This window comes from Pseudomonas sp. LFS044, assembly GCF_047978245.1.
Classification (GTDB): Bacteria; Pseudomonadota; Gammaproteobacteria; order Pseudomonadales; family Pseudomonadaceae; genus Aquipseudomonas.
The window spans coordinates 52,681-70,160 of record NZ_JBFPFX010000001.1 but is presented as its reverse complement, the minus strand read 5'-3'; the positions used below and the strand labels follow the sequence as shown (position 1 = coordinate 70,160).

The following is a 17,480-nucleotide window of genomic DNA, read 5'->3' as shown; positions in this document are numbered from 1 at the left end:
TCAACTCAACCGCTCGGTAATGGTGACGACCAGAGATTGCTCTGGAGCCTGCCATGAGGAAGTATTCATTCCCGGTGCTTGTGATTTGCCTAGCAACACTCCCGGCTATTGCACAAGAAAGTCGCGAGCGCTCAGATCTGGGACTCGTGCAACAACAGTTAACGGACATCGAACGGTTGGCCAATCGCGCGGAAAGCAGCTCAGATGATGCCGCCGGAGCGCGCTACCGTTTCGACTACCCGAGGTTTGCGGCGGACCTCGAACGTGTACGTGTAGGCATCCAAAAATACTTGACGCCCTCCCGGGCGCAGCCTGCCAACCAGTTGGAATTGGTCGGTGATTACCGTGCTGAAGCGCCTCACTCGAGCCCCTCCTATGAGCATGACTGACGCCCAACTCACAGCATTTTCCGCCGTTGCCGGATTTACTCCGCAGCTTAGCTCAGTGCTATGGCGCTCGTCGGTGCTGGTGCTGGCGTTGCTCTGGTGCGCCTGGGCTTTGTGGACGGGGTACCGCGGCTGGGCGGCCGGCAACATCAACTTTGGCGCATTGGGCGGCAGCACGCTACGCCTCACCCTCGCCCTGATCGTGCTGATGTTTTTCATGCTGTCCTAATCAGGAGACATTGCGATGAAACTCTCCCGTCATTGTCACCGCACGCTTTTCCTGCTGCGGGCCACTGGCTCACAAGTCCTATTCGGCGGCCTGATGCTGCTGAGTCCGGCCTTGGCCTGGGCCGATCTGCCAACCATGGAAGCACCCTCACGCGGCGAGGGTTCAGGGCTGATCGACACCATCAAGAATTACGCCTACGACGGCGGCATCCTCCTCGGTCTGCTGATCGCCACTCTTGCCTTCCTGGGGGTGGCCTGGCATTCGCTCACCGTCTATGCCGACGTGCAAAACCAGCGCAAGACTTGGAAGGACCTCGGCGCCGTGGTCGGCGTCGGCGCGTTACTGGTGGTGGTGATCCTGTGGTTCCTGACCAAAGCCGCGACTATCCTGTGAGGTTGCCATGTCCGACACCCCTGCCACCCTCCCCGACGGCACGCTGACCTTCCTGCCAGAACGCCTTAACCGCGACCCAGCCGTCCTGCGCGGCCTCACCAACGACGAGATGTGGGGCGCGCTGATCGTCGGTGCCGTACTGGGCCTGATTCTCGGCGCACCGCTGGCAGTGGCCACCGCCTCCATCGCCACCCTCCCCACCTGCATGTTCCTGTGTATGGCGCTAGTGCTGCTCGGTGGCGGCAAGCTGTTGCGCCGGGCCAAACGCGCCCGCCCTGAGACCTGGTTGTACCGACGCCTTCAGTGGCAGCTGGCGGTGCACTGGGGTATCGGCACTCAGCACCTGATTCTGCACTCCGGCCCATGGACGGTCAGGCGTACGCGCCGGTCTATGGGGAACACCCCATGAGCCGCTTCCGCAACAAGGTGGATGCGCAGCAGGCGCACATTTTCAGCCTGCGCCTGGCCGTGGCCGTCCTGGCGCTGATGTGCAGTGGACTCTGGTACGGCTGGCAGTCCGCCCCTTCCGAACTGACCATCCACGTTCCGCCGGATCTGCGCTCCGGCAGCACGCGCAAATGGTGGGACGTGCCGCCCGAGAACATCTATGCCTTCGCCCTGTATATCTTCGGCCAGCTCAACCGTTGGCCCACCGATGGCGAGGTTGACTACCACCGCGCCATCTTCGCTTTGCAGCCCTACCTGACACCGGCGTGCAAGACCTTCTTCGACGGTGACTTCGAGTACCGCAAGGCCGCCGGCGAACTACGCGGTCGGGTACGCGGCGTGTACGAGGTGCTGGGACGGGGCTACAGCGATGATCCCGACCTGCGGGTCAAGCAGGTGGATAAGCAAAGCTGGCTGGTCAAGCTCGACCTCAATGCCGACGAATACTACGCCGCCGAACCTGTGAAGCGCGTGGTGGTGCGCTACCCCCTACGTGTCGTGCGCTTCGATGTCGACCCCGAGCACAACAAGTGGGGCCTGGCCCTGGACTGCTACGAAGGCACACCGCAGAAGCTTACGCTGCCTGGAGGTGCGTGATGATGCGTGTCTTGATCCTGATTCTGGTGTCGGTGGTTGGCTGGTGTTCAGCCGCAGGCGCCGTCGAGGTGAAGTACTGGGACCGCCTGCCGTTGGCCGTGCCGCTTACGGTGGGTCAGGAACGTGTCTTGATGCTGGATGAGGATGTTCGCGTCGGGCTGCCCAGCGCGATCGCCAGCAGGCTGCGCGTGCAATCGGTGGGTAGGACGGTGTACCTGCGTGCGTCAGAAGCCATCCCCCCTACCCGCCTCCAGCTGCAGTCGGTGAAGTCGGGGGACATCATCCTGGTCGACATCGAAGCGATTGAGGGCAACGAGGCGCTGGAGCCGGTCAAGATCGTGGCTCAGGCGCAGGCAGCGGACGTGAACACTACGCAGGACGCAGCACCGGCAGCGACACCGGTACCGGTCGTACTGACCCGCTATGCGGCGCAGAACCTCTATGCGCCGCTGCGCACCGTGGCGCCCTTACCAGGTGTGCGTCGGGTCCCGCTGGGCGAGTCCTCAGGATTCAGCACGCTCCTGCCGACCGAACGCGTGGCCATCAAGGGACTCGCTGCCTGGCGGCTCGGCGACTATTGGGTGACGGCGGTAAAGATCGTCAACCGTGGGCCGGGCAAGGTCACGCTGGACCCGCGTCACTTGCAGGCCGCGCTGTATGCCGCCACCTTTCAGCACGAGTACCTGGGGCACGCCGGCACACCTGAAGACACCACCGTGGCGTACCTCGTCACGCGCGGCGGCGACCTGAAGCACGCACTGCTGTTGCCACCACCCACACCGGAGGCTGCCGATCATGAAAGCTAACGGTTTGCTGAAATGGCTGGGACCTGCGGTCCTGCTGGGGATTGTGCTGATCATCGGCAAATCCTGGATGGCGGCACCGGATGGACAACCTGCCCAAGACCCCGAGAACACCGCCCTCAGCCCTGACCAGGCCAAGGCCCTCGGCATTGCCGGCGACACGCCGCGCGACACCGTGGCCACGCTGATCGGCCAGGTCAAGGCGATGCGCAGCGAGATGCTGTCGCTGAAGAAAGGCAACGAGACGCTGCAGACCGAGAACAACCGCCTGCGCACGCGTGAGGGTAATATCGACAGTCGCATTCAGAGCACGCTGAGCAGTGTCACCCAGCAGGTCACCGAGCAGCGCCAACAGGCCAACGATGCTCGGCAGAAGGCCGAGCAACAGCACCGCGAGACCCAGGGTTTGCTGTCCCGGCTCAAGGACCAACTCACCAAAAAGCCGGCCGTGAAGTCCGATGTACCTGTGGGCTTTGGTCTCGAGCCGGGCGACGCGCAACAATTCTCTGCGGCACAACCGCCGGCGGATGCGGTGCAGTGGATCGAGCCATCCAATGTACCTGCTGGCCAAGAGGAGGCCAGCAAAGCTGAAGGGCCGTTGTCATCGCTCACGTCGAAGTTCAAGGATCTACACGGCCCGGACAACAACGCAATAGACCGGGGCCAGGACCATCTGCGCGCCGTGGCCAAAGGCGAACGCGACCTGGAAAACACTCAGGATCGGGCCGAGGGGGCCAAGCCCGTCTACACCATTCCCGAGAACTCGACCCTTATGGGCTCGATCGCCATGACTGCCCTGATTGGCCGCGTGCCAGTGGACGGCACGGTGAACGATCCCTACCCGTTCAAGGTGCTGGTGGGACCGGACAACCTCACCGCAAACGGCATCGACCTACCGGACGTGGTCGGCGCGGTCATGAGCGGCACCGCAGCCGGCGACTGGACCTTGTCCTGCGTACGCGGCCAGGTCGAGTCGATCACCTTTGTCTTCAGCGATGGCACCGTCCGCACGGTGCCACAGCCGCAGAAGGTGGTCAGCCGCAGCCGCAGCAGCACCCAGATTTCGGACACCGAGAAGATCCGTGGCGGCCTCGGCTACATCTCCGACCCATACGGCATTCCCTGCATCGCCGGTGAGCGTCGCTCCAACGCCCAGCAGTACTTGGGCAGTCAGAGCCTGATCACTGCGGCTGGCGCCGGTTTCGCAGCCGCTCTGGGTAGCGAGCAAACCAATACGTCATTCATCAACTCGGCCAGCGGCAACCTGGGGCTGTCACAGAACAGTGGCAACAGCGCGCTGAACTCGGTCATCAGCGGTGGCATCGGCGACATCCGTGACTGGATCAACAAGCTCTACGGCGAAGCCTTTGCCGCCATTTACGTTCCGCCGGGGGCCAAGGTGGCCTTGCACCTGGATTACGAAATTAGCATCGACTACGAACCCAAAGGCCGGAGAGTGAACCATGAACGCCCATCCGTTTCGGTACTGGACCTGGATTAGCCTGCTGCTGTGCCTGCACCTGGCGGGCTGCACCACCAGCAAGGACGAAATGCTGCCCCATGGCGACCACACCATGCTGGACATTTGGAACAGCGGTGGCGAGGTCGGCACGCAGCAGCAGTTGCAAGAGGCTCGCGGCGAACTGCGCCGGCCGGTGCTCGATCCCGAACGCCTGATCAAGGACCAAAGCGCCTACACCCGCACGGCCGCCAACGAGATTCGCGCTCAGTTCCCGAGGCTGCCCAACCCTGATCTGGTGATGTACGTCTACCCGCATCTGGCCGGTACCCAACAGACGCCCGTGCCCGGCTACTCGACCGTCTTCCCGCTGTACGAGAAGGTCCAGTACGCGCTGCCCGGCGAACGCCTGGATGATCTGTGATGGACGATGATGCAGATCGCGCCCCGCCGCGCTGGCAGCCCTGGCGCGCGGCACAGCGTCGGCGCGCCACGTGTGCGGATGAGGCCGCCCAGTACGCACACAACCCCAGCTTCACCGACCACTTGCCCTGGGTCGAATACCTTGAGGAGGAGCAGTGCTTTCTGCTCGACGACAACCGCTCGGTCGGCGCCGTGTTCGAGTTGCAGCCGATCGGCACCGAGGGCCGAGAACCTGAATGGCTGATGGCAGCGCGCGATGCGTTGGAAGATGCGCTGCAGGACAGCTTCGACGAACTCGACCAAGCACCCTGGGTGGTGCAGTTCTTCTGCCAGGACGACAGTGATTTTTCGCCGTACCTGGAACGCCTGACGCAGTACGTTGCACCACGGGCGACAGGCACACCGTTCACCACCGCCTTCCTCGCATCGATGCGGCGTCACCTTGACGCCATTGCCAAGCCCGGTGGACTGTTTGACGACCCTGTCGTTTCGCACCTGCCCTGGCGCGGGAGTAATCGGCGAATTCGGCTGGTGGTCTATCGCTGGCTCGGAGACCAGGCCGAAGACGAAGGGCAAAACCCCGCTCAGCTGCTGGAAAGGACCTGTGACCGCCTGATAGCCTCGTTGCAGGCCTGCGGGGTCAATCCTCGTCGGCTGAGTGGGCGTGACTTCTATGCCTGGTTGCTGCCCTGGTTTAACCCGGCCCCGACCCTCACTGGCGAATCGCCGGCGGCGTTCTATCGACATGTACCCTACCCGGAGACTGATGACGGCGATGGGCTGTCGCTGCCATTCGACCACGATTTTGCCGAACGGCTGTTCTTCCACGAGCCACGCTCGGACAGCGAGCAGGGGCTGTGGTATTTCGATCAACAGCCGCACGCGGTGATGGTGGTCGACAAATTACGCAGGCCACCCCATATCGGCCAACTGACCGGCGAGACCCGCAAAGGTGAGGCGCTCAATGCCTTGTTCGACCAACTCCCCGAGCAGGCCGTCCTGAGCTTGACCTTGGTCATCACCCCCCAGGATATGCTCGAGGAGCAGCTCAACCGCCTGACGCGCAAGGCCATCGGCGAGAACCTCGCCTCGACCCAGACCCGTCAGGACGTGGAAGAGGCCCGAGCGCTGATCGGTCGCCAGCACAAGCTGTACCGCGGTACCTTGGCCTTGTACCTGCGCGGCGCCGATGAACAGCAATTGCGCCAGCGCTCGATCCAGGCCACCAACGTGCTGCTCGGCGCGGGCCTGCAGCCAGTGCGCGAGGGCGATGAAGTGGCCGCGTGCAGCAGCTACCTGCGCTGGCTGCCAATGGTCTACAACCCCGCACGCGACACGCGCAACTGGTACACCCGGTTGCTGTTTGCCCAGCATGTCGCCAACCTGCTACCGCTGTGGGGACGCAGCATCGGTACCGGCAATCCTGGCATTACTTTTTTCAACCGAGGTGGCGCGCCGCTGTCGTTCGATCCCTTGTCACGCTTCGACCGATCCATGAATGGCCACCTGCTGTTGTTCGGCCCGACCGGCGCCGGCAAGTCGGCCACGCTGGTCTCGATCCTGATGCAAGTCATGGCGGTGTACCGGCCGCGCCTGTTCATCGTCGAAGCCGGCAATTCCTTCGGCCTGCAGGGTGACTACTTCGCCACCCTCGGCCTGACCGTCAACAAGGTCCAGCTCAAACCCGGCAGCGGCTTGAGCCTGGCTCCCTTCGCCGATGCCCGCCGGCTGATCGAGCGCCCCGACCAGGTCGCCAGTCTGTCGACCGAAGACCTGGATGAAGACACTTCGGGCAGTGACGAGCAACGCGATGTACTGGGCGAGTTGGAGATCACCGCTCGCCTGATGATTACCGGTGGCGAATCCAAGGAAGAGGCGCGCCTCGCCCGGGCAGACCGCAGCCTGATCCGCGAGTGCATTCTTGACGCTGCCAGGCACTGTGCGGCGAGCGACCAGCAGGTCATGACGCGCCATGTGCGGGATGCGCTTCGAACGGTGGCCAGCGACGCCCACCTGCCCGACAAGCGTCGCGAGCGGGCCCAGGAAATGGCCGAGTCCATCGACCTGTTCTGCCAGGGTTTCGAAGGTGCGCTGTTTGACCGACCAGGCACCCCTTGGCCGGAAAGCGATGTCACGATCGTAGACCTCGCCACATATGCCCGCGAGGGCTATGAAGCTCAGATGTCGATCAGCTACATCAGTTTGATGAACACGGTGAACAACCTGGCCGAACGCGACCAGTACCTCGGTCGGCCGATCATCATGGTCACAGACGAAGGCCACATCATCACCAAGAACCCGCTGCTGGCGCCCTTCGTGGTCAAGGGCACCAAGATGTGGCGCAAGCTCGGTGCCTGGTTCTGGCTGGCGACGCAGAACCTGGCCGACTTTCCCGACGCGGCGCAGACCATGCTCAACATGATCGAGTGGTGGATCTGCCTGAACATGCCGCCGGCAGAGATCGAAGAGATCGCTCGGTTCAAGAAGCTCACGCCGGCACAGAAGACACTGCTGCTGTCAGCGAGCAAGGCCTCGGGCAAGTACACCGAGGGCGTGGTTTTGTCGAAGCAGCTGGAGACGCTGTTTCGCGCGGTACCGCCGAGCCTGTACCTCGCTCTGGCCATGACCGAGCCCGAGGAAAAAGCACAGCGTTGGCGGTTGATGGAAGCGCACCAGCTGTCCGAGTTGGATGCCGCGCTTCGGATTGCGGCAGAAATCGATCGTCTACGCGGCATGTCCTGAACCACGGAGCACACGATGTTCTGTGCCTGCTGATCAATAAAAATCGGCAAGAGTACATTTGTACTCCCGCGGTTATTTTGGACAAACTGCGGCCTCACCCTGGCGGCTGAAGAAACCGAACGTACGAGTCTCGGTTTGTCCGTCCCTCTCCTCTGCCTGATCCGCGATGCTGCAACTCGGCGCATGGATGCACACCGTTGCCCTTTGCCGAGCACTGCCGATGAACCTGAATGTCCCATGCCGAACTCCACAGCCGAGCAAACCTGGCCGAGGTCGCGCCTTCGTCGCGATCGCGTTGCTCATGGCTGCCGAGCAGTGCCTGGCGCTGACCACCCCCGCCATCATTGCCTCCATCACATCACTGCAGTGTTTGGAGTACCGCGTCGTCGGGATCTGTTACTGGCTACTGTGCACGCCCTTCGGCTGCACGGTGCGAACCTCACCCAAGGTCCGCCACTTCATTCCCGAACTGGTGGTGTCGAGCTATTCCGACACTGGCAGTAATCCCTGGGGCGAGATGTCTGCCCTGTCGGCACCGACGCCCCTGTCGCAAGGCGGGGGCAACCTGATCACGCCCTCTCCGCAGCGCAACAACCTGCTGCGCTTCAAGAATGTCGACGGCATCGGGCACCCCGGCGGCGCGGCTCTGACGGGCCTGGCTCACAGCTTCGGCTATGCATGTCCGAGTGGTGCAGTGCCACTTGCACCCTACTTCCTCAGCACGCTTGACCCACTGGCCTGGCGCCACGCCATCCCCGAATCCATGTACCCGCAGGCGCTTATTCCGGGCATGCGCGAGATTGGTAGCCAAGCCCTCGGCAACATGTGGGGCAGCGTCTACCCACGACAGGGTTTCCTGGTACAGCCCGACGACTTCAAGGCCGCCGCAGTGATGGCGCAGCGCGCCAGCGACTTCATCACCCGCGTTGGTCAGCCGCATGTGTATCTGCCGCTGCAGCCGATGCCATCGCCCGGCTATTGGCCGCCGCTGCCGGTGATGGAGAACAACATCAACAACCACCGTTGGCAGTTGCTCGCACCGATGGTGCAAAGCACCTGCGCCATATTCCCCAGCCCAACGATCCAGAGTGCCGAGGGCGCCTATGCCTGGTCGTTGTGGCGCCCGTACAGGTGCTGCCAACGCATGGGCCAGACCTTTCTGTTCAGCATCGACTTTGATGGAGGCCAGTGATGAAGACCCTCTCGTTCGGGTTGGTATGTCTTTTCGTGTGCGCCGTTGGCCACGCCGCCGAGAGTGGCTACCACCTGGGCGACCAGGCACAGGTGTTGGACGACCGCGTGATGTACACCATCGGTGGCGGATCGGCTGCGGGTGCGCCCTCTTCGCTCTACCGCCCCAGCGGACTCGGCGTGGGCCTATCCTGGCGCGCAAACATGATGTGCGGAAACATGAACCTCTCCAACACCCTGCAGAACCAGCTCAACGGTGCCACCCAGGGCTTCCAGCAGATCATGGGCAACGTCATCCAGAACGCCACCCAGGCGGTGATGTCGCTGCCGGCAATGATCATCCAGCGCGCCAATCCCGGACTGTATGAGCTGCTGAGCAACGGCGTGCTGCAGGGGCGCATCGACTTCGACCGCTCCAAACTCACCTGCCAGGCGATGGCGGCGAAGATGGCTGACAAGGTGGATCAGGCTGGTTGGGGAGCACTGGCGCAGAACCAGGAAATGCAGCACAACCTGGAGCAGTCTGACGGTGATGCCGTTACGGCGGTGAAAGACACCGAATCCAACAACGGCAACAACGGCGTCAGCTGGGTCGGCGGGCAAAAGGCTGGCGGCCATGGCCAAGCGCCGATCCGGGTGACCTCGGACGTGGTCAAGGCGGGTTACAACCTGCTGCACAACCGTTCGATCGAGGACACATCGACGGTTGGCTCGGGCTGTCAGAACGGCGCAATTTGCCAGGCCTGGGCGAGCCCCGACGAGGCCGCTGAGTGGGCCACTCGAGTGCTCGGCGAAACCGAGGTGGAGACCTGTGACGATTGCGAGACGCTGCGCGTGAGCGCGGGTGCAGGTCTCACGCCACTGATCCAGGAAACCTACACCCAGCACCTCGAAGGCTTGCAGCACATGTTGTCAGGCGCTGAGGAACCTACCCCAGAGAACCTGGGCAAAGTCTCCAGCCCGTTGCTGCAGGTCTCCCGCGGCGTCATCGAAGGCCTGCGCGATGACCCCGACCAGAACCTGCTGGCCCGGCGCCTGTCCAGCGAGACCGCGCTGTCGAGCGTGATTTACAAAGCGATGCTGCTGCAGCGCACATTGCTCGCCGGCAGCCATGAACCCAATGTGGCGTCGGCGCAGCCCGCCACTACCGCCCTCAACAGCAATGTCGAAACACTGGAACGCGAAATCCGCTTGCTGCAAACCGAGTTGCAGGTGCGCCAAGCCTTGGCCACCAACACCGCCAGCCTGGTCCTTGATCGCCATGCCGGCGGCGCCGATGCCTCACGCAACATCGACCAGCGCGATCCACGCCCAGACCGCCTGCAGCGAGCGGATCAGGGAAGGAGCGCGCCATGATGCCGTTTTCTGTGAGGAGCTCGGTCGTTCGGGACCTGCTGATCCTCGGCGTCGTGATGGTCATGTTGCTGATTGCCTCGATGGCGCTGAAATTGAGCGGCCCCCAGTTGGAATGGATCAAGGAGGCACAGGGAAGTACGCCGTATCTCGCCTACTGGCGAGCGCTACTGTACACCCTGATTTTCGCCGGCTGGACCGCAGCACTCCGCTTGCGGCCGCACCCGGAAGACCAGCAACGGCTCTTGCGCCTGGGCCTGATCGGTTTCGGCTCGATAGTCCTGGTCGAACTATCGCGCGTATGAGGTACAGCCATGAACATGAGCACCAACAGCTACCTCGAATACTACCTGTCGCTGCTGGCCTGGATCATCAACAACGGCATTTGGAACACGCTGGCGGACACCGGGCTATTCGCTGCACCGTTTGGGGCGATCATCCTGCAGGAGTGGTTATCCGCCCGCCAACAGGGCGCCGACGAGGGGAACAAAGGCTTGCTGTCGATCCCCCGGGTCGAGAACCGGCTGTGGATGAGCTACGTCGTCATCCTGTTTGGCTGCATGCCGTTTTTCCCGCTCAATCTGTCCTCCGTAAACTTCGACTATGCGGCGAGCCAGCGTTGTGGCGTGTCGATGGCCAAGCCCGCCGACACGACCTGGGGGACCACCTTCAACACCATTGGCGAGAAATCAGCGAATGTGCCGGTGTGGTGGTACCTGGTGCATGCCATGAGCAAGGGCATAACCGCTGCAGCGACTGCGTCGATCCCCTGCGCGCCCGACATCCGCGCGATGCGCATGGAGATCGACAGCTCCCGGATCAACAACCAGGTGCTGCTGCAGGAAGTCGCCGATTTCACCCGCGACTGCTACGGCTTTTCGCGCTCGCGACTGTTTACCAACCGTCCCGAGCTGAACGAGTCGCAGAGCTACGATGCGTCCTGGATTGGATCGACGTACCTACTCGACACGCCGGGCTACTACGACACGGATCGCTCGCGTACACCCCGGATTGATTGGCCGTATGACGAAACACGGGACACCTCCCTACCACAGTTGGACAATGGAGCAGGCTACCCAACCTGCAAGCAATGGTGGAGCGATGCCACGGTCGGCTTGCGCGAACGCCTGGTCACCGAAGTCGACCCCAATCTGCTCACGCAGTTACGCGGCTGGCTGACTGGGCGCAGCTCCACCGAAATCGAAGATGCCACCGTGCGTGAGCTGGTGAGCCCGCGACAGCAGTCATTGAGCATGGCGCCTGGTCAGGTGTTCCAGGACTATGGCAGTAGTGCCCGAGGTGGCTCGTTGACCCAGGGGCTCAACAACCTTGCCACCAACACCGGCCTGGCCCTGGGCTCGTTCAGCAACTTCCCGGCGATGAATGCGCTACGCGCTGCACTGCCGATGGTGCAGGCCTTCCTGATCATGGGCACGATCATCAGCTTGCCGCTGGTGCTGCTGATCAGCACCTACCAGCTAAAGGCGCTGATGACGATTACCTTCGCGCTGTTCACCCTGCACATGCTGACGTTCTGGTGGGAACTGGCCCGCTGGATAGACTCAAGCATGCTCGATACGCTATACCACCAGGTCTCTGCCACGGACCAATCACTGCTGTCATTGCCAACGGCAGGCTTCATGGATGGGACGGTCACCGCGCAGGTAATTGAGTACGTGATGGGGGCCATGTTCTTCGTACTCCCAATGTTTTTCCTCGGTGTAATGAGCTGGGCGGGATACAACGTAGGCAGCGGTGTCCAGACGCTCTTCACTCGCGGATCAGAAGCAGCTCAGGTACAGGCTGATAAAGGATCTTCTCAACTCATATCGGGAGCCAAAAAGTTAAGATAATTGATTATCTAGGAAACCCATTATCATCGTACATCTCAGGATATTTGCTTTGGTGCTGAGGATGACTTACCTCGTATATCCGAGGTTGCCTATCACTTTTAATGGGCAACGCCGCGATGGTCCACAGAGCAAGCATTCCGATCGCCAGGAAGAAAGCGACTGATGCGACAGCAAGCAACAGCATCAACTTAACGGTCTGCATACCGAGCCGGCGATACCCAAACGGCACGCTCGCCAAAATCGATGAGTGCATAACGCTCGCTTCTAGCTGATTCACCAATCGTCCCGCACGACCTGCGGCTCGGATCAGGTGCTTGCCGAAAGGCGTACGGCTGGCGTTTGAAGAAGGTGGGGCCGTCATTTTCGTGCCTCCGTTTACTTCGCCGCACGTGCGGCCAACCCGCCATAGTCAATTTGGATCCAAGCTTTAGCTTACTCCTCTCCGGCCGAACTCCATGACCGTTGATCACTTGGTTTACGCTGCTAATCGTAAGTGGCACTGCATGCATTGACGCAGTGCACCCTTCTGAAAATCACCATTGACGCTATGCCAACCCACTTGATAAACCGGACCTGCAAGCGCTGGAATTCCAGCACCCCAGGTGGCCTCAACCTTCAAGGCCACGTCACTCTCGTGATGGTTGTCCCAAGGGCGATTAGCGTTCGGTGGCTCGCCCGGTTACCGCTCCCGCGGTGATGAGCGCTCTTTCACATCTGCCTCACGGAGCCCTGCTCCGTTGAAGCTCCTTTTCCATTTCCGTGCTGGGGATTCTTCCCGCATGGGTGGCGTTCCTCCGCACTGCCTGGAGGAACTCACCATGTTGCGCTTCACAGGAACTGAACTTCATGCTGTCTTGACCGAAGCGGCCGTCATCGGCTGCCGAGTCATCCTGGTCAAAGACCACGGTGTCTACCTCATGTCCGAGTTCGGCGCAAGCAAACCCGACGGGGGTAGCCGCAAACACATTGCCTACGCCATGGGCTGCAACCCTGACGTCGACGACTTTGACGCCTGGTGGAATCGCGCACGCAGTGTATTTGGTGGCGACGATTTTGCCGAGTACTTCGACCTTGATGATCCCGTTCTGGAAAGCCTACGCAGCACTGACGGGGCATTGGTGATTGAGGCCACCTCCACGCACCTGTACATCGCAGCCGAGATTCCCCTTCCCGGGAAATCCTGACTGCTCTGGAGACACATGCGATGTTCCAGGGATGCACGAGTTTGTGCTTCTCTGGGATATTGCTCATTTTTATCCTCACGCCAACTGCAGCCAGCCGTTCATCTGGACTTTTCGAATGGAAAGCCTTCGCTGGAAGCGGCTGGAAACCTGGCTTACTCGGGACTCTGGCTTGGGTATTGACCCCACAGAAAAGCGCGTTTTAATGCCTGGACACGCCCAGTTCACCGTGTGAGTTGTGGCGATGGAACTAACCCGGGATGCTCCTGGAGGCCATCGCTGGATCAGCTCCCAGGAGGCACCAGTGTCCAGGAAGCACCGCTCCTTACCCGCCATTGTCCTGAGCCCAGGCGTATGGCAGATCATCACCGAGGTTGGTACGGCTTCTGACGCAGTCGCGCAATCAGGGCAGCGCTTGCAAGCCGTATTGGGCATCGCCCTGGCATCGACAGACCGTCGCCACTTGCGTCAGTCGTTCGAGTTGCTGCTCAGTCAAGCTCCCCAGAACGACTCACGCTCATCGACCGCTGCCCCTCAGCTACTGGTAACTCACATCACGCCAGCGACCGGCCCTGTTTTTCTTCACATCAGGTTGCCACATGAGATCGGTGTGGACATCTCATCGGCCTGAACGCCTACCCTACCACTGTCCACTTACCCCACCGGGAACCCTTCCCGGCCGGGCAGCGTTCCCCTTCTTTGACTGGAGAACGTCATGTCCGATATCTACCTGGATGTCACCAACAAGATTGTCAGTGCCCTGAGCCAAGGGGTCATCCCCTGGATCAAACCCTGGACCACTTCAGGCTCAAGTGTTGACGCACCTTTCCCCATTAACGCGATTACCCGGCGCCCCTATGCCGGTATCAACATTCCACTGCTATGGGCCGAAGCCCGCCTGCGCGGGTACCGCCAAGATCGCTGGCTCACCTACAACCAAGCCCGCAAAGCTGGTGGCCACATACGTAAGGGAGAGCAATCGACCCTCGCGGTGCTGTACAAACCCATGAGCAAGGAAGCGCACGACGAAGACGGTCAGGTCATCCGTGATGAGCAAGGTAACGTCAAGATGGTGCAGTTCGCACTGCTACGGACGCATTGCCTATTCAACATTGAGCAGACCGAGGGACTACCCAACGACGAGCAGCACCACGATGTGAGTGACGATCCAGTGGCGTTCATCGATCATGCACCTGCCGAGCGACTGTTGGCCGCCAGCGGCGCACGCATCGACCATCGCTACGGGGATGACGCGTTCTATCTGCCGATACGGGACCTCATTCAATTGCCCACTAAGGCCCAGTTCGTGGACGTCGGCAGCTATTACGCGACCGCGCTGCATGAGCTGACGCACTGGTCGGGTCACCACGCCCGCCTCAACCGGGAAGGCATCACAGGCGGGCACGCGTTTGGCTCTGCAGCCTACGCCTTCGAGGAATTGGTCGCGGAGATGGGTGCGGCATTTCTTTGCGCCCTCACCGGCACCCAGGGCGAGCTGCGCCACGAAGAGTACCTGGCATCCTGGTTGAAAATCCTAAAGGAAGACAAGCGGGCCATCTTCCGCGCCAGTGGACAGGCGCGTGAGGCGTCCGAGTACCTGGTGGCACTGCAGTCGGATCAGTCCAGCGAGACGACCGAACGGCGCACGGCGTGACTTTTCACCTCAAGCACAAAGGCCCCAACCGGGGCCTTTGTTTTGCCTGCAACGCCGAGCATCGGCCGCTGCAATTGAGCAAGCAATTATTGCAGCCAGCTCTCGACGGTATCCGAGCCGTGTTCCTGCTTCCACTGCTTGAGGATCTTGTGATTACCGCCCTTGGTTTCGACGATCTCGCCGCTGTGCGGGTGCTTGTAGCGCTTGACCTCACGCGGCTTGCGCTGAGCGCCGGTGGAGGCGCTGGGAGTACTCACGCTTACGCCCTTGGACGGGTCGAGAATGGTGATGACCTGGCGCAGGTTCATGCCATACTGATCCAGCAAGGCCTTGAGCTTTTGTTCAAACTCGATTTCCTGCTTCAGGCCGGAATCGTTTTTCATCGCGTCCAGCTGTTGAAGTTGAGCAGCCAGTTGAGCTTCCAGTGCTTTAAATTCGGCAAGTTTGGACATGTGAAATCTTTCCTAGGTTAGGGACATGTGAGGCGATATTACCTGAGGCACCAGCACTAGCCGAGCGTTAATGCTTTCCTCAGCTAACTTTTCATCCTGGAAAATACGCACATTGCTATGTGACTAATCAGTCCGGCAAGAACTGGCAAAGGTGCCCCACTAGTTCACGAGGTGCGGCACTATTGCCGATCTTGAACAGCATGTCGCGCTGACTGCGCGGCAGCTGTTTCGCGCAACGTGTGGCGGCCGATCGAATGGCAGCATCGGTCCCATGAATTCGGTCGGCCAGTAGCACGATCAAAATGGCATCGCTCAACGTCATCAGGCTACCTTCCCCTAGATAATGCCGGACAGTCTACCTCCCAAGAAAAGGACAGACCATTCCGGTCCCACAGGTAACCCGATGCGCCAGGCTTCGAATTTTCGCGTTCGCGAAAAGGACCAAAGCGTTAAAGGGTAACGGCGGCAACGGTAAGGGGGCACAAGGGGAAGAGGCCTATCCGATAAGGCAAAAGGACCTTCTGAATGCAAAGCAGGTAACGCGATGAAGCGCTGGTGGCTCAAACATCAAAAAGACAATGCCGCGGAACCCACGCTCGCTCAAACTCCCGAAGGGTTTCACCTCCCTCTATCCTCTGAATTCCTGCTCTGTGCCGACCATCGGAAAAAGCTGCTGGAGCGCATCTGGCAATACACAGCGCTCTCCGAGCCGCAGTTCAATCAGCTCTACCTTGACCCGATCCGCCGCTACGCCGCCTATGTACAGCAACTCCCTGCCAGCGAAAGTCACCACCATGCCTATCCGGGCGGCATGCTGGACCATGGACTAGAACTGATGGCCTGCAGCTTGAAGCTACGCCAGTCGTACCTGCTACCCAGCGGTGCCGCACCGGAAGACCAGGCAGCGCAGGCCGACGCCTGGAGCGCGGCGGTCGCCTACGGCGCCCTGCTCCACGACATTGGCAAAATTGCCGTCGACGTGCAGGTGGAGTATCAGAATGGTGAGGTGTGGCACCCCTGGAACGGTCCTTTGACCCAGCCCTACCGCTTTCGCTACGTAGTCGGCCGCGATTACAACCTTCACGGCGCCGCCACCGGGCTGCTCTATACACAAGTTTTGACATCCCGACAGCTTGACTGGCTCAGCAACTATCCAATCCTGTGGGGCCACCTACTGTTTCTACTGGCCAACCACTACGAGCATGCCGGAACCCTCGGGGAACTGGTGCGGCAAGCGGACCGGGTCTCCACCGCGCAGAACATCGGCGCCAACCCCGCCAAGGCCCTGCAGGCACCTAAACACTCGTTGCAGCATCACCTGCTCAAGGGCCTGCGTCACCTGGTCAAAAACGAGTTCAAATTCAACCAGCCCGGCGCAGCCGGCTGGCTTACCCAAGACCATCTGTGGCTGATCAGCAAGACCGCCACCGACAAACTGCGCGCCTACCTGCTGGCTCAATCCGTGGATGGTATACCCTCCTCCAACATCGCCTTGTTCGATGAGCTGCAGTCCCATGGACTGGTGGATGCGACACCAGAGGGCAAAGCGGTGTGGAGCGCCACCGTATCAGACGATGACTGGCAACATCGCTTTACTTTTCTCCGCCTGCAACCAAGCCTGATCTGGGCCGATGCTCCCCGGCCAGGCTGCTTTAAAGGAACGGTTGAGCCGATGATGGAATATACTCTGCCGGCAGGTGAAACCTGCGAGTCGGCCTTGGATCGACCGCAACCAACGCCGGAAAAAAAACAGCCCGCATCCGAGCACCAGAACCAGGATTTTGATTATCTCGACGATTTGATGGACATGTTTCAAGAACCAAGCGAGGTCGAAATTGGACCAAGCGCGGGAAGCCTGCAATCCACCACTGCTCCACCCAAAGATGCCGAGGGGCTGGCCTTCGTCGAATGGCTCCGCGAAGGAGTTCTCAAACATCGCTTGGTGGTCAACGACAGCAAGGCCAAGGTGCATACCGTAGGTGGCACTTTTTTCTTAGTCACCCCGGGCATTTTCCAGCGCTATGCAGCCGAGCATCTAGAGCAATCTGAAGGAGCCGCTCAGAAAGAACCTTGGCGGCGGATTCAACGTCATTTTGAGAAGCTAGGCATCCATCAGAAACGAACTAATGGGCAAAATATATGGACGTGCGCGGTGAGAGGTCCTCGCAATACGAGCGTTCTGAATGGCTATTTACTACACAGCTGTGCGGATATTATCGCGCATCCGCCAGCGGATAACCCATATCTGATACTGGTCAGATAAGCAGCTTCAATTCATATCGAGCGTCTGCTGCATAGCCTCCCATCCTGTAATGGC

Annotated in this window: 18 protein-coding genes; 16 read left to right on the top strand and 2 right to left on the bottom strand. The window is 60.7% G+C overall.

Going from position 1 to position 17,480, the window contains the following annotated elements; genetic code table 11:
• Positions 1-53 precede the first annotated feature (53 nt).
• The 15 genes from ACNQPL_RS00365 (at position 54) to ACNQPL_RS00295 (ending at position 14,711) form a co-directional block, all read left to right on the top strand.
• Complete coding sequence (locus tag ACNQPL_RS00365; RefSeq protein ID WP_416465162.1) at positions 54-389, top strand: RAQPRD family integrative conjugative element protein; 336 nt, start codon at positions 54-56, stop codon at positions 387-389.
• Entirely contained in the window at positions 376-615 is a 240-nt protein-coding gene (locus tag ACNQPL_RS00360; RefSeq protein ID WP_416465160.1) for a TIGR03758 family integrating conjugative element protein, read from the top strand. The genes ACNQPL_RS00365 and ACNQPL_RS00360 overlap by 14 nt, the downstream gene beginning before the upstream one ends.
• 15 nt (positions 616-630) lie before the next feature.
• Entirely contained in the window at positions 631-1,008 is a 378-nt protein-coding gene (locus ACNQPL_RS00355) for a TIGR03745 family integrating conjugative element membrane protein (protein ID WP_416465158.1), read from the top strand.
• Between the two features lie 7 nt (positions 1,009-1,015).
• The gene (locus ACNQPL_RS00350) at positions 1,016-1,417 is read left to right on the top strand and encodes a TIGR03750 family conjugal transfer protein (RefSeq protein ID WP_416465156.1); all 402 of its coding nucleotides are present in this window, start codon (positions 1,016-1,018) and stop codon (positions 1,415-1,417) included.
• Positions 1,414-2,052 carry a PFL_4703 family integrating conjugative element protein gene (locus ACNQPL_RS00345; protein ID WP_416465154.1) on the top strand — a complete coding sequence of 213 codons (639 nt, stop codon included), beginning with the start codon at positions 1,414-1,416 and terminating at the stop codon, positions 2,050-2,052. The genes ACNQPL_RS00350 and ACNQPL_RS00345 overlap by 4 nt, the downstream gene beginning before the upstream one ends.
• On the top strand, positions 2,052-2,858 hold the full coding sequence (locus ACNQPL_RS00340; protein WP_416465152.1) for a TIGR03749 family integrating conjugative element protein: 807 nt from the start codon (positions 2,052-2,054) through the stop codon (positions 2,856-2,858). The genes ACNQPL_RS00345 and ACNQPL_RS00340 overlap by 1 nt, the downstream gene beginning before the upstream one ends.
• A complete protein-coding gene (locus ACNQPL_RS00335) occupies positions 2,848-4,356 on the top strand; it encodes a TIGR03752 family integrating conjugative element protein (RefSeq protein ID WP_416465150.1) in 1,509 nt (502 codons plus the stop codon). Before ACNQPL_RS00340 ends, ACNQPL_RS00335 begins: the two co-directional genes overlap by 11 nt.
• Positions 4,319-4,738, top strand: coding sequence for a TIGR03751 family conjugal transfer lipoprotein (locus ACNQPL_RS00330; protein WP_416465148.1), 420 nt, complete (start codon positions 4,319-4,321; stop codon positions 4,736-4,738). Before ACNQPL_RS00335 ends, ACNQPL_RS00330 begins: the two co-directional genes overlap by 38 nt.
• Positions 4,738-7,479 carry a conjugative transfer ATPase gene (locus tag ACNQPL_RS00325; protein ID WP_416465146.1) on the top strand — a complete coding sequence of 914 codons (2,742 nt, stop codon included), beginning with the start codon at positions 4,738-4,740 and terminating at the stop codon, positions 7,477-7,479. The genes ACNQPL_RS00330 and ACNQPL_RS00325 overlap by 1 nt, the downstream gene beginning before the upstream one ends.
• Positions 7,480-7,780: 301 nt before the next feature.
• Positions 7,781-8,671: a TIGR03756 family integrating conjugative element protein gene (locus ACNQPL_RS00320; protein WP_416465511.1), complete on the top strand. Its 891-nt coding sequence runs from the start codon at positions 7,781-7,783 to the stop codon at positions 8,669-8,671.
• Positions 8,671-10,026, top strand: a complete 1,356-nt coding sequence (locus ACNQPL_RS00315; RefSeq protein WP_416465145.1) for an integrating conjugative element protein — start codon at positions 8,671-8,673, stop codon at positions 10,024-10,026. Before ACNQPL_RS00320 ends, ACNQPL_RS00315 begins: the two co-directional genes overlap by 1 nt.
• Complete coding sequence (locus ACNQPL_RS00310; RefSeq protein ID WP_416465143.1) at positions 10,023-10,328, top strand: hypothetical protein; 306 nt, start codon at positions 10,023-10,025, stop codon at positions 10,326-10,328. Before ACNQPL_RS00315 ends, ACNQPL_RS00310 begins: the two co-directional genes overlap by 4 nt.
• 9 nt (positions 10,329-10,337) lie before the next feature.
• Positions 10,338-11,876 carry a conjugal transfer protein TraG N-terminal domain-containing protein gene (locus ACNQPL_RS00305; RefSeq protein WP_416465141.1) on the top strand — a complete coding sequence of 513 codons (1,539 nt, stop codon included), beginning with the start codon at positions 10,338-10,340 and terminating at the stop codon, positions 11,874-11,876.
• 818 nt (positions 11,877-12,694) lie between these two features.
• A complete protein-coding gene (locus tag ACNQPL_RS00300) occupies positions 12,695-13,060 on the top strand; it encodes a DUF3085 domain-containing protein (RefSeq protein WP_416465140.1) in 366 nt (121 codons plus the stop codon).
• A gap of 712 nt (positions 13,061-13,772) precedes the next feature.
• Positions 13,773-14,711 (top strand): ArdC family protein, encoded by a 939-nt coding sequence (locus ACNQPL_RS00295; RefSeq protein WP_416465138.1) that lies wholly within the window; start codon positions 13,773-13,775, stop codon positions 14,709-14,711.
• Positions 14,712-14,797: 86 nt separating this feature from the next.
• Here the strand turns inward: ACNQPL_RS00295 and ACNQPL_RS00290 are convergent, their stop codons facing one another.
• Together ACNQPL_RS00290 and ACNQPL_RS00285 are read right to left on the bottom strand one after the other, a co-directional pair.
• Complete coding sequence (locus ACNQPL_RS00290; RefSeq protein ID WP_416465136.1) at positions 14,798-15,163, bottom strand: histone-like nucleoid-structuring protein, MvaT/MvaU family; 366 nt, start codon at positions 15,161-15,163, stop codon at positions 14,798-14,800.
• Positions 15,164-15,290: 127 nt separating this feature from the next.
• The gene (locus ACNQPL_RS00285) at positions 15,291-15,485 is read right to left on the bottom strand and encodes a hypothetical protein (RefSeq protein WP_016488103.1); all 195 of its coding nucleotides are present in this window, start codon (positions 15,483-15,485) and stop codon (positions 15,291-15,293) included.
• A gap of 222 nt (positions 15,486-15,707) precedes the next feature.
• On the opposite strand from ACNQPL_RS00285, the gene mobH reads away from it, so the two are divergent.
• Positions 15,708-17,426: a MobH family relaxase gene (mobH, locus tag ACNQPL_RS00280; protein WP_416465134.1), complete on the top strand. Its 1,719-nt coding sequence runs from the start codon at positions 15,708-15,710 to the stop codon at positions 17,424-17,426.
• Positions 17,427-17,480: the final 54 nt, after the last annotated feature.